The sequence below is a fragment of the Rhodanobacter sp. TND4EL1 genome (assembly GCF_054061035.1).
Genome location: NZ_JBSSDT010000003.1, coordinates 1 through 12,774 on the forward strand (window position 1 = coordinate 1; position 12,774 = coordinate 12,774).

Here is a 12,774-nt window from a genome sequence, read left to right on the forward strand (position 1 = left end):
TTGCACTCCGCTTTGGGCTATCGTTCTCCTGTCGAGTTCGAGGCACAATGCGGCTAACCAGCCGGTGTCCACTTTTGCGTAGGAACTCTCCGGCTACGCCGCCGCTCAACTCAAGCGTTAGGCCAAGGAGGCCGACATGATGACGAAAATGAGTGCGCCAATTTGGCAACGCGTGATTTGTGGTTTGTTGTCCGTGGCAGTTGCTGTGGCACTTATTGCCAACATCTTGGACGGCTCAGTCCATGGCACTTGGGGTATCGTAAAGTGGGTCTTTGGGGCGCTCGGTGCGGTCGTTTTCGCTCGCGCCGCTGTCCAAAGGGCTATAACCTACCGCAGCGTGGATGCAATGCCGGCTCCGTCTTCCCAAGTCAGCCGCTTCATAGAGGAGCATCGCCTAATCGACGCGATCAAGGCATATCGTGCTGAGACTGCTGCTTCGTTGGTTGAGGCCAAGGCTGTTATTGAGCACTATTGGCCTAACCACTCGTCCAAGCGGACGCGCTAAAAGCCGCGCGCCGCTTAACTCCAGCGTTGAGGCTGTAGGAAAACCTCTTTTCGCAAACGGATAGACGGCCAAAGCGTCGACAGGAAAGTGTCGTCACTCGGCAATCCCCCCCCGGCTTAGCTGACGCTTGAAGTGGAATTTTCTCGTAGTCTTTCCCGAGGAGGTTCCATGAAAAAAGTCCCGATTTACCGACAGCCAGATCCTGGCCGTACTCAAGCAAGCCGAGGCCGGCACACCTGTGCCGCAACTGTGCCGCGAGCACGGCATCAGCTCGGCGACGTTCTACAAGTGGCGCAGCAAGTTCGGGGGCATGGATGCGTCGCGGATGTCCCAGCTCAAGGAGCTGCAGGACGAGAACCGACGCCTGAAGAAAATGTATGCCGACGCGCAGCTCAGCGCCGAGCTGCTGAAGGAGGCCATGGCAAAAAAATGGTGAGGCCATCTCAACGCCGGGGGATGGCACCATGGTGCACGCCGCTGCACGCCTCCACCGACACCACGGTGCTCCACGGCGACTGTGCCACCCCAGGCCAAACGGCTCAGGCCGCAGGTCCTGTCGATGGTTATAGTGCTGATGGAGATTTCCTCTTCTGCCGACGGTTGTTGCAGCACCACCGTGGCCATCGAGAACCAAATCGAGAGAAAGTCTCCTTTTACTCATCCGGGTGAACGCGCGAAACGCCGCGCGTACTCCGCTCCAGCGTCAGCTGTTTCAGGAGGCCATCATGCAAACTGGAAGTTGTCATTGCGGAGCCGTGAAATTCACGGCTCAGGGCGACATTGATCAGGTCATCGAGTGCAATTGCTCGCATTGCAGTCGCAAAGGCTTTCTGTTTTGGTTCGTTCCACGGGACTCGTTCACCCTCACGTCCGGCGAGGACAAGCTGACGACCTACACTTTCAACAAGCACATGATCCAGCATCAGTTCTGCTCAGTGTGCGGGTGTCAGGCATTCGGCCTTGGCAGCAAGCCGGACGGTACCAAATTGGCCGCCATCAACGTGCGTTGCGTGGACGGCATTGACCTGGCTGAGATCACGCGTGTGCCGGTCAACGGCAAGGAGTTCTAGCAGGCAGCATTGCGTGGACGTTTTCGCCACTGCCTGATTCCCCTGATTCAGGTGCTTCCGCCATGTCGATCCGATAGCTCTTCGTTCGTCTACCGGGTAGACCCAGGTCGCGCCGGCCACGGTGGCGACCTGTTTGATCCGATTCCACAACGAGGGACGCTCATGGCTGATGACATCAAAATCAAGGGACCGGCCTCTTACTTTCCGTCCATTGAAAAAGCCTACGGGAAGCCGATTGAGCACTGGCTCAAGATCCTTGGTTTGCTGAAGGACAAGAAGCACATGGAACAGGTGAGCTTCCTCAAGGACATCCACAAGATGGGCCATGGTCACGCCAACGCACTTGTGGCTTATCACAAGGCTCAGCGCGGGACCTGAGAGCCATTCGAGCCGAACTTGCGTCGCAGGTCGGCCAAGTTCAGATGCGAGGTGTCTGCCAATCATCATGCAAATCCGACCCGCCAAAGACTCTGATCTCGAGGCCATGTGGCGCATCTGCCAATCCGTGATTGCCGCAGGTGATGGCTTGCCGTTCTCGGATGATTTCGACCTCGCCACATTCCAGTCGCACTGGTTTGGTCCGCACGCGCCTTACATTGCCTTCATCGATTCGGGTGTCGTGGGCATGTACAAGTTTGGGGCCAACTACCCCGGGCACGGAGCACATGTGGCGAGTGCCACCTACCTGGTGAGCCCTGATTTCCAGGGGCAGGGAATCGGACGTGCGCTGGTGCGGCACAGCCTCGCACAGGCACGGGATTCGGGTTACATGGCCATGCAGTTCAACTACGTGGTGAGTACCAATGCGCCGGCCGTGGAGCTGTACAGGAAGCTGGGCTTCTCGATTGCCGGCATCCTGCCAAAGGCCTTTCACCACAGACAGTTGGGGTACGTGGATGCCTATGTCATGTTCAAATTCTTGAGTTCGCAAGACACCTGACCACTCATGCATGCCGAACTCGCCTGGCTGCATCGACCACATGGCCAACATGGCTTGTCATGTGGCCGCCTCCGCTGCTTTAGTCGGTTCCATTCAGGCGCCGGGCGCCACGGGTCACCCGCATGACAACTCTTGCCCGCATGCGCGCCGAAGCGTATCCGGACTTTTTCGAGGGGGCGTCGCGCTCCGTGCTGCCGTAGCCGGCCTTGGGTTATGTTGGCCAACCGACTTCAAAACGCGAAGTGTTTGGCCGACGAGGTCGACTTTTTGGTGGATACTCTCCGAATCCGCCCACGACCGCTTGTTGGTGGCTTGGCGAAAGACCGGAATGAACAGGGGAACTCACATGAATATCTTTGCGAAACTTGCAGTCACGCTGGTGGCCGGTGGCATGCTCAGCGCATGCGTCACCACGAAGACCTACGTCGACCCCCAGTATCACGTGGCGAACTACGACCAGATTCAGCACCTCGCCCAGCCGGTTCCGGTTCGAGTGGAAGCCCGGTTTGAACGTAACGGTCAGCCGTACGCTTCCGTGGACGCCGGACTTCGGCAGATGGTGGAGCGCACGCTCTATGCCACCGGGGCATTCAAGGCGTCGCCGGACGCCAGCGGTGGCGCCGTGATCGAGGTAGTGGCAAACAATGTGGCGGATATTGAAGCGGCGCACGAGAAGGGCTTTCGTGCCGGGCTGACGCTGGGTACCCATGGCTCCAATGTGCCGGACGCCTACGATTTCACCTTTGTCTACCACGACGCCAGCGGCAACGAACAACGCAAGAGTTATCACCACACCATCTATACGACGCTGGGCCAGGTGCCGGCGCCGGTTACCGGTGCAGGCACCACCACGCCGCTGGCGTTCGAGAAGGTGGTCGAGGATGTGACGCTGAATTTCGTCAAGGCACTGCAGGACGATGGCGGCATTGCCAACCATTGAGGCGCTGTCGCGCCGTGGCAGGGAAGGATCAAGGCACCTGTGTGTGAGGCGAATGGCGGCAGCGTTGCCGCCATGGCCATTTGCCGATTGACCTGTCCGCCGCGTGCCACGCGGCGGTGGGTTCGGGCCCGGACGCAGGGCCACGGCATGGGCGCTTAGCCATGCGCCTGAGCGCCGTTCGTTGTGGTTGCAGACCAGTGTTGAAGACGACACTCAGGGGTTGAGTTTTTTGCCGGCGCGCTTCACGCCGCCCACGTTGCCGTCCCTGCCGGGCGCGAACGAGCGGGACGCATCGCGGCGTCCGCGCCCGCAAAAGTCAGCAGCCAGCAAGTTCCTGCGATGCCATGTGCACCCGACAAGGCCTCCATTTATGCATCGACTTAACTTGCCGCCATGCAGGCTTACCGGGTCGCTTGTCGCCTGTCGGCAGGCACCGGCTGTCTGCCGCAAACTGGCCCGGCATCTCCCCCTTCGTCTTTCAGCCCATGGAGTAACACCCCATCATGCCGACCCCTCGTTCGGACGCTTTGGTCTTTTTCGGCGCCACCGGCGACCTCGCCTTCAAGAAGATTTTCCCGGCCCTGCAGACGATGATGCTGCGCGACGGGCTGGACCTGCCGATCATCGGCGTGGCGCACTCGGGCTGGGATGTGGCAAAGCTGCGCCAGCGGGCGCATGACAGTCTGGCGGCGGCGGCGAAGGAGCAGGGCGGAGAAGTGGACGAGGCCGCGTTCGCCAAGCTGTCCGCGCAACTGCAATACGTCGATGGCGACTACAACGACCCGGAAACGTTCACCCAGCTGAAGAAGACGCTGGGGGCGGCGAAGCGGCCGCTGCACTATCTGGCGATTCCGCCATCCCTGTTCCACGTGGTGGCCAGGGGCCTGCAGCAGGCAGGCTGCGCCGAGGACGCGCGGATCGTGGTGGAAAAGCCGTTCGGTCGTGATCTGGCGTCGGCGCGCGCGCTGAACCAGACCTTGCACCAGGTGTTTCCCGAATCCGCGATCTTCCGCATCGACCATTACCTGGGCAAGGAGCCGGTGCAGAACCTGTTGTATTTCCGCTTTGCGAACACGGTGCTGGAACCGGTGTGGAACAACCGCTACGTGGATCGCGTGCAGATCACCATGGCCGAGGAGTTCGGCGTGGACGGGCGCGGCGGGTTCTACGAGGGCGTGGGCGCGATCCGCGACGTGCTGCAGAACCACCTGTTGCAGGTGACCTCGTTGCTGGCGATGGATGCGCCGATCGGCAACGACCCGGAGGCCCTGCGTGCGGAGAAACTGCGGTTGTTTCGCGCGATGCGCCCGCTGGACCCGGACGAGGTGGTGCGTGGCCAGTTCAAGGGCTACCGCGAGGTGGACGGGGTGGCGGCGGACTCGAATGTGGAGACCTTCGTGGCGCTGCGCCTGCATATCGATACCTGGCGCTGGGCTGGCGTGCCGTTCTACATCCGCGCCGGCAAGAAGCTGCCGATCACCACCACCCAGGTGGTGGTGGACATGAAGGCACCGCCGCTGTCGGTGTTTGATCCCATTGCGGCACCGCAGTCGAACTACTTCCGCTTCCGGCTGAGCCCGGAGGTGGTGATTGCCGAAGGCATGCGGGTGAAGAAGCCCGGCGAGGAAATGCGCGGCGAAGAGGTGGAGCTGGTGGCGCGGCATGACTCCGGGCCGGAGATGTCGCCGTACGAGCGGCTGCTGGGTGATGCAATTCGCGGTGACAACGCCTTGTTTACCAGCGACGAATGCGTCGAGGCAGCATGGGCCGTGGTGGACAAGGTGCTGGCCCACGAACGCCCCGTGAGCATGTATGAGCCGGGCAGTTGGGGCCCGGATGCGGCGGCCGCCATCGTCAGCGACGACGAGGGCTGGCACGACACAAAGCCGGAGCAAAGTTCGCCATGCTGAGCGACCGCACCACTGAATCCGCCGCGCTGGTGTTCCTGCTGGACGTGGACAACACCCTGCTCGACAACGACCGCTTCGGCGCCGACCTGGCCGAAACGCTGGAGGCACGATTCGGCGCCACCGAGCGCCAGCGCTACTGGGCGCTTTACGAGGAACTGCGCGAGCAGAGCGGCTTTGCCGACTACCTGGGCGCGTTGCAGCGCTTTCGCCGCGGGCTGGACAACCACCCGGCGCTGCTGCAGATGTCGAACTACCTGCTGGAGTATCCGTTCGACGAGCGGCTGTACCCGCACGCGCTGGACACCGTGGCGCACCTGCGCACGCTGGGCACTGCGGTGATCCTGTCCGATGGCGACGTGGTGTTCCAGCCGCGCAAGATCCAGCGTGCCGGGTTGTGGGCGGCGTTGCATGGCGAGGTGCTGGTGTACGTGCACAAGCAGCAGATGCTGGTGGCGATGCAGCAGCGCTATCCGGCCGCGCATTACGTGATGGTCGATGACAAGCCGCAGATTCTGGCCGACATGAAACAGCAGCTGGGCGCCAGGCTGACCACTGTCTTCGTGCGCCAGGGCCACTACGCGGCAGCGGCCGGCGAGACATCCGGCCCCGCACCGGACATGACGATCGCGTGCATCGGTGATCTGCGCGGGCGTAAGCTTGAAGACTTCCTGCCCACGGCCCCCACGATCCGCCTGACGGCGGAATGATTCCCCCGAACAACGCAACAACAAGACATGGAGCAACCATGAAAGCGACCCGCGAATTGCACGACCTCGGCCAGAGCCTGTGGCTGGACAACATCACCCGCACCCTGCTGGACGACGGCACGCTGGCGCGCTACATCGCCGAGGACTCGATCACCGGCCTGACCTCCAACCCCAGCATTTTCGACGCCGCGATCAGTGGCGGCGATGCCTACGATGCGGGCATCCACGCCAAGTCACTGGCCGGGCTGGAGGGCGAACAGCTGTTCACCGAGCTGGCCCTGGAAGATCTGCGTCGCGCGGCCGACCTGTTCAAGCCGGTGTTCGCCTCGACCAACCAGGTGGATGGCTGGGTGTCGATGGAAGTCTCGCCGTTGCTGGCCGCCGATACCGCCGGATCGATCGCCGCGGCGAAACAAATCCATCAACATGCCCGCCGCGACAACCTGTTCGTGAAGATTCCCGGCACCCCGGAAGGCGTGCCGGCGATCGAGGAGGCGATCTTCCTCGGCATTCCGATCAACGTGACCTTGCTGTTCTCCTGCGCGCAATACCAGGCGGTGGCCGACGCCTACATGCGCGGCATCGAGCGGCGGCTGGAAGCCGGGCTGGATCCGAAAGTCGGCTCGGTCGCCTCGCTGTTCATCAGCCGCTGGGACGTAGCCAGCAACAAGCAATTGCCGGACGAGCTGCACAACAAGCTGGGCATTGCGGTGGGCCAGCAGACCTACCGCGCCTACCGGCAGATGCTGGCCTCGCCGCGCTGGCAGAAGCTGGCCGATGCCGGCGCGATGCCGCAGCGCCTGCTGTGGGCCAGCACCGGCACCAAGGATCCGACCGCTTCCGACACGCTCTACATCAGCGCGTTCGCCGCGCCCGACACGATCAACACGATGCCGGAAAAAACCCTGCATGCCTTCGCCGACCATGGCCAGCTGCATGGGGCGATGGACGTGGACGGCGCCGATGCGGACACCACCCTGGCGCAGATCAGAAAGGCCGGCGTGGACATTGACCAGCTGGCGCTGACGCTGCAGCAGGAAGGCGCCGCGTCGTTCGTGAAATCCTGGCACCACCTGCTGGACGGCATTGCCGGCAAGGCGCGCCAGCTGGCCGAGAAGTCCAACGGGGCCGTACTGAAATGAGCCAGGGCAGTCTGACCCGCCTGCCACAGTGGCAGGCCTTGCAGCACCATTTCGCGGCGATCGGCGAGCGGCATCTGCGTGATCTGTTTGCTGCCGACCCGGAGCGCGGCGAGGCACTGACGGCCGAGGCGGTCGGGCTGTATCTGGACTATTCCAAGCAGCGCGTGGATGCCGACACGCTGCGCCTGCTGAGCGAGCTGGCCGGAGCACGCCAGTTGCCGCAGCGGATCGAGGCGATGTTCAGCGGCCGCAAGATCAACAGCACCGAGGATCGCGCCGTGCTGCACGTGGCGCTGCGTGCACCGCGCAGCGAGAAGATTCTGGTCGACGGTCACGATGTGGTGCCGGACGTGCACGAGGTGCTCGACCGCATGGCGGCGTTCTCGGACAAGGTCCGCAGTGGCGCATGGAAGGGCCACAGCGGCAAGCCGATCCGCAACGTGATCAGCATCGGCATCGGTGGCTCGGACCTGGGCCCGGTGATGGCGTACGAGGCGCTGCGCGATTACAGCCGGCGCGAGATGACCTTCCGCTTTGTTTCCAACGTGGACGGCACCGACTTTGCCGAGGCGGTGCGCGACCTGGATGCGGCCGAGACGCTGTTCATCGTCTGCTCGAAAACCTTTACCACGCTGGAAACCCTGACCAACGCGCACGCGGCGCGCGCGTGGAGCGTGGCGGCGCTGGGCGACGCTGACGCCGAAAAGAATGGAGCCGTGGCGAAGCATTTCGTGGCCGTCTCCACCAATGCCGAAGGCGTGGAAAAGTTCGGCATCGACACCGCCAACATGTTCGGTTTCTGGGACTGGGTCGGCGGGCGCTATTCGATGGATTCGGCGATCGGGCTGTCGACCATGCTGGCGATCGGGCCGGAACACTTCGGCGAGATGCTGGCCGGCTTCCACGCGATGGACGAGCACTTCCGGCATACGCCGCTGGAACAGAACCTGCCGGCGATCATGGGCCTGCTCGGCGTGTGGAACAGCAACTTCCTGGGCGCGGCCACCGTCGCCGTGCTGCCGTACGAGCAATACCTCAAGCGCTTTCCCGCCTACCTGCAGCAGTTGACGATGGAGAGCAACGGCAAGCACGTGACGCTGGATGGCGCCCAGGTCGATTACGCCACCGGCCCGATCTACTGGGGCGAGCCGGGCACCAACGGACAGCATTCGTTCTATCAGTTGATCCATCAGGGCACACGCATCGTGCCGTGCGACTTCATCGGTTTCGGCCAGACGTTGAACCCGCTTCCCGCGCAGGGCGGCGGCGACCAGCACGATCTGCTGATCGCCAACCTGATCGCCCAAGGCGAAGCACTGGCGTTCGGCAAGACAGCCGACGAGGTGCGCGCCGAAGGCACGGCCGAGGCGCTGGTGCCGCACCGCACGTTCGAGGGCAATCGCCCCAGCACGACCATTCTCGCCGCCAGGCTGACCCCGCACGTTCTGGGCACCCTGATTGCGCTGTACGAACACAGCGTGTTCGTGCAGGGCGTGATCTGGGGCATCGATTCGTTCGACCAATGGGGCGTGGAACTGGGCAAGCAGCTGGCGAAAGCCACCATTGCCGAGCTGACCGCGAAGGAAGCGCCGTCACTGGCGCATGACAGCTCGACCAATACGCTGATTCGTCGCTATCGCCAACTGCGCGACAGCGTGGGTTGACGTTGCCTTGTAGGAGCCACCATGCATCTGGACATCCAACGAAGGATTTTCGAGAACCCATGAGTCAACAGATCAGCCCGCTCGCCGGCAAACCGGCCCCGACCTCGATCCTGGTCGACATCCCGAAACTGCTGGCGGCGTATGCCGACACCCGGCCTGATCCGTCGGTGCCGGCGCAGCGCGTGGCGTTCGGCACCTCGGGCCATCGCGGCAGTTCGCTCGATGGCAGCTTCAACGAATGGCACATCCTGGCGATCAGCCAGGCGATCTGCGAGTACCGGAAATCGAAAGGCATCGATGGCCCGCTGTACATGGGCTTCGACACGCACGCGCTGTCGCAACCGGCGTTTGAAAGCGCGCTGGAAGTGTTGGCCGCCCACGGCGTCGAGGTGATGATCGCCAGCGGCGGCGAGTTCACGCCCACGCCGGCGATCTCGCACGCGATCCTCTGCTACAACAAGGGCCGCACGAGCGGACTGGCCGACGGCATCGTGATCACGCCGTCGCACAACCCTCCGGACAACGGCGGCTTCAAATACAACCCGACCAACGGCGGCCCGGCCGACACCGACATCACCAAGTGGGTGGAGAACCGCGCCAACGCGCTGATCGAAGGCGGCCTGAAGGACGTCAAGCGCGTGCCGTTCGCGCAGGCGCGCAAGGCCGCGAGGACGCACGAACACGACTACCTCAACATCTACGTCGCCGACCTCGCCAGCATCATCGACTTCGACATCATTCGCAGCGCCGGCGTGCACATGGGCGTCGATCCGCTGGGTGGCGCGGGCGTGCACTACTGGGCGCCGATCGCCGAGCGCTACAAGCTCGACCTGACCGTGGTCAGCGACGTGGTGGATCCGCAGTTCGCCTTCATGAGCGTGGACTGGGACGGCAAGATCCGCATGGATCCGTCGTCGAAGTACGCGATGCAGCGATTGATCGGATTGAAGAACCAGTACGACGTGGCATTCGCCTGCGACACCGACCACGACCGCCACGGCGTGGTCAGCCGTTCCAGCGGACTGATGGAGCCGAACCACTACCTGTCGGTACTGATCGACTACCTGTATCGCAACCGCCCGCAGTGGAGCGCCCAGGCCGCCGTCGGCAAAACCGTGGTCACCACCGCGCTGATCGATCGCGTGGTGAAGCGGCTGGGGCGCAAGTTGTACGAAGTGCCGGTCGGCTTCAAGTGGTTTTCCGAAGGGCTGTTCGACGGCTCGCTCGGTTTCGGCTGCGAGGAAAGCGCCGGTGCCTCGCTGCTGCGCCACGACGGCTCGGTATGGACGACGGACAAGGACGGCCTGGTGCCGGCGTTGTTGTCCGCCGAGATTGCCGCACGCGCCGGCAAGGATCCCGGCGAGCTGTTCGACCAGCTCACCGGTGAACTCGGCAAGCCGTACGCCAACCGCCTCGAAGCGGCTGCCACGCCTGCGCAGAAGGCGAAGTTGTCGAAGCTGTCGCCCGACCAGCTGAAGAGCGATCGGCTCGCCGGCGAGAAGATCGAGCAGGTGCTGGACAAGGCGCCGGGCAACGGCGCCGCCATCGGCGGCATCAAGGCGATCGCCGCCAGCGGCTGGTTTGCCGCACGACCGTCCGGCACCGAAGCGATCTACAAGATCTACGCGGAAAGCTTCAAGAGCGAAGCACATCTGAAGAGCCTGCTCGACGAGGCACAGAAGATCGTCGACGCCGCACTCGCCTGATCGCGCAGGGCGGGCACGGCCCGCCGGATTTCGCAGCAGGTTGGCGAGAGCGGCGGACATTGCCCGCCCTACGCGGTCATCGCGCGATATGCGCCACCCACCCACTGGAGAACACCATGTCCAACGACCTCGACCTGCAATGCATCAACACGCTTCGCTTTCTTTCGGTCGACATGGTGCAGAAGGCGAACAGCGGTCATCCCGGCCTGCCGCTGGGCGCGGCGGCGATGGCCTATGTGTTGTGGACCAAACACATGAAATTCCACCCGGCCGACCCGCAGTGGGCCGACCGTGACCGCTTCGTGCTGTCCGCCGGACACGGCTCGGCATTGCTGTACAGCCTGCTGTTCGCCACCGGCTACGACGTGTCGCTGGATGACATCAAGCAGTTCCGCCAGTGGGGCAGCAAGACACCCGGTCATCCCGAATACGGCCACACGCCCGGCGTGGAAGTCACCACCGGCCCGCTCGGCCAGGGCATGGCCAACGCGGTGGGCATGGCGCTGGGCGAGGCGCAGCTCGCGGCGACCTACAACCGCGATGGCCACGCGATCATCGACCACCACACCTTTGCCATCGTCAGCGACGGCGACCTGATGGAAGGCATCGCCAGCGAGGCGGCGTCGCTGGCCGGTCATCTCAAGCTGGGCAAGCTGATCTGCCTGTACGACGACAACTACGTGACGCTGTCCGCCGGCACCGACATGACGTTTTCGGAAGACCGCGGCGCCCGCTTCGACGCCTACGGCTGGCAGACCATCCACATCGACGACGGCAACGATGTCGACGCGATCCACGCCGCGCTGCGCGCGGCGCGCGAGGACACCAGCCGGCCGTCACTGATCCTGGTGCGCACGCATATCGGCTTCGGCTCGCCCGAACAGGACAGCCACGAATCGCACGGCTCGCCGCTGGGCGTCGAGAACGTGAAGAAGACCAAGCAGAATCTTGGCTGGCCGGTGGAACCGGACTTCCTGGTGCCGGAGCCGGCGCTGGCGCACATGCGCGAGGCGCAGGACCGCGGCGCGAAAGCGCAGTCGGCCTGGAATGATCGGCTCAAGGCTTACGCGGCCGCGTTCCCCGAACTGGCGAAGGAATTGCAGGCCCGCCTGAGCGGCGAGCTGCCCGCTGGCTGGGATGCGGACATCCCGATGTTTCCCGCCGATGCGAAGGGGCTGTCCACCCGGGTCGCCGGTGGCAAGGTGATGAATGCGTTCGCGGCGAAGCTGCCCGCGCTGTGCGGCGGTTCGGCCGACCTCGATCCGTCCACGTTCACCGCGCTGAAGGGTCTCGGTGACTTCAATCCTCCGGCCACGCCGGGCGAAGACACCGAAGGCTCCGACGGCGGCGGCTGGAGCCGCGCCGGGCGCAACTTCCATTACGGCGTGCGCGAACACGCGATGGCGGCGATCAGCAACGGGCTCGCCGCGCACGGCGGCTTCATTCCGTTTGACGCCACTTTCCTGATTTTCTCCGATTACATGCGCCCGTCGATCCGGCTGGCCGCGCTGATGGGGCTGCACGTAGTCCACGTGTTCACCCACGACAGCGTGGCGCTGGGCGAGGACGGCCCGACCCATCAGCCGATCGAGCAACTGGCCAGCCTGCGCGCTATCCCCAACCTCACCGTGATCCGCCCCGCCGACGCGAACGAGACCGCGGTGGCGTGGAAGGTGGCGGTGGAGTCGAAGAAGCATCCGCTGGCGCTGGCGCTGACCCGCCAGAACGTGCCGACGCTGGACCGCACGCAACACGCCAGCGCCGAGGGACTGCGCCAGGGCGCCTATGTCTTGCGCGACGCCGACGACGGCAAACCGACCTTGATCCTGATGGCCAGCGGCTCGGAAGTCGGCCTGATTCTGGCCGCGGCCGACAAGCTTCGCGCGGACGGCGTGGCGGTGCGCTGCGTGTCGATGCCGAGCTGGGAACTGTTCGACCAGCAGCCGCAAAGCTACCGCGATGTCGTGCTGCCGCCCAGCGTGGGTGCCCGACTCGCGGTGGAGATGGGCGTCACCCAGGGCTGGGACCGCTACGTCGGCGCCCACGGCGACGTGCTCGGCATCAACCATTTCGGCGCTTCCGCCCCGGCCGACAAGCTGCTGCAGGAATTCGGCTTCAGCGTCGACAACGTGGTGAAGCGCGCACGCGCCGTGCTGGCCAAGTAAGGCCGGCGGACACGAAAAGGCCGGC

General features: G+C 64.0%; 11 protein-coding genes and 1 pseudogene. All 12 read left to right on the forward strand.

The window, feature by feature from the left end; all coding sequences use genetic code 11:
- Window positions 1–136 precede the first annotated feature (136 nt).
- The 12 genes and pseudogenes from ACVWWQ_RS11830 (at window position 137) to tkt (ending at window position 12,749) form a co-directional block, all read left to right on the forward strand.
- Window positions 137–505 (forward strand): hypothetical protein, encoded by a 369-nt coding sequence (locus tag ACVWWQ_RS11830; protein ID WP_133949212.1) that lies wholly within the window; start codon window positions 137–139, stop codon window positions 503–505.
- A 199-nt stretch (window positions 506–704) separates the two neighbouring features.
- Window positions 705–967: pseudogene (locus ACVWWQ_RS11835) on the forward strand (transposase); the annotation flags it as partial.
- 203 nt (window positions 968–1,170) lie between these two features.
- A complete protein-coding gene (locus ACVWWQ_RS11840) occupies window positions 1,171–1,575 on the forward strand; it encodes a GFA family protein (protein WP_457383417.1) in 405 nt (134 codons plus the stop codon).
- 162 nt (window positions 1,576–1,737) lie between these two features.
- Entirely contained in the window at window positions 1,738–1,953 is a 216-nt protein-coding gene (locus ACVWWQ_RS11845) for a DUF4287 domain-containing protein (protein WP_133949210.1), read from the forward strand.
- Window positions 1,954–2,020: 67 nt separating this feature from the next.
- Complete coding sequence (locus tag ACVWWQ_RS11850; RefSeq protein WP_133949208.1) at window positions 2,021–2,515, forward strand: GNAT family N-acetyltransferase; 495 nt, start codon at window positions 2,021–2,023, stop codon at window positions 2,513–2,515.
- A gap of 346 nt (window positions 2,516–2,861) precedes the next feature.
- A complete protein-coding gene (locus ACVWWQ_RS11855) occupies window positions 2,862–3,455 on the forward strand; it encodes a hypothetical protein (RefSeq protein ID WP_133949206.1) in 594 nt (197 codons plus the stop codon).
- Between the two features lie 503 nt (window positions 3,456–3,958).
- Window positions 3,959–5,365, forward strand: coding sequence for a glucose-6-phosphate dehydrogenase (zwf, locus tag ACVWWQ_RS11860; RefSeq protein ID WP_133949204.1), 1,407 nt, complete (start codon window positions 3,959–3,961; stop codon window positions 5,363–5,365).
- A complete protein-coding gene (locus ACVWWQ_RS11865; protein WP_133949202.1) occupies window positions 5,359–6,072 on the forward strand; it encodes an HAD family hydrolase in 714 nt (237 codons plus the stop codon). The genes zwf and ACVWWQ_RS11865 overlap by 7 nt, the downstream gene beginning before the upstream one ends.
- Window positions 6,073–6,110: 38 nt before the next feature.
- Window positions 6,111–7,214 (forward strand): transaldolase, encoded by a 1,104-nt coding sequence (gene tal / locus ACVWWQ_RS11870; RefSeq protein ID WP_133949200.1) that lies wholly within the window; start codon window positions 6,111–6,113, stop codon window positions 7,212–7,214.
- On the forward strand, window positions 7,211–8,878 hold the full coding sequence (gene pgi, locus ACVWWQ_RS11875; RefSeq protein ID WP_133949198.1) for a glucose-6-phosphate isomerase: 1,668 nt from the start codon (window positions 7,211–7,213) through the stop codon (window positions 8,876–8,878). The genes tal and pgi overlap by 4 nt, the downstream gene beginning before the upstream one ends.
- 59 nt (window positions 8,879–8,937) lie before the next feature.
- Window positions 8,938–10,584, forward strand: a complete 1,647-nt coding sequence (gene pgm, locus ACVWWQ_RS11880; protein WP_133949196.1) for a phosphoglucomutase (alpha-D-glucose-1,6-bisphosphate-dependent) — start codon at window positions 8,938–8,940, stop codon at window positions 10,582–10,584.
- Between the two features lie 116 nt (window positions 10,585–10,700).
- Window positions 10,701–12,749 (forward strand): transketolase, encoded by a 2,049-nt coding sequence (tkt, locus tag ACVWWQ_RS11885; protein WP_133949194.1) that lies wholly within the window; start codon window positions 10,701–10,703, stop codon window positions 12,747–12,749.
- Window positions 12,750–12,774 lie beyond the last annotated feature (25 nt).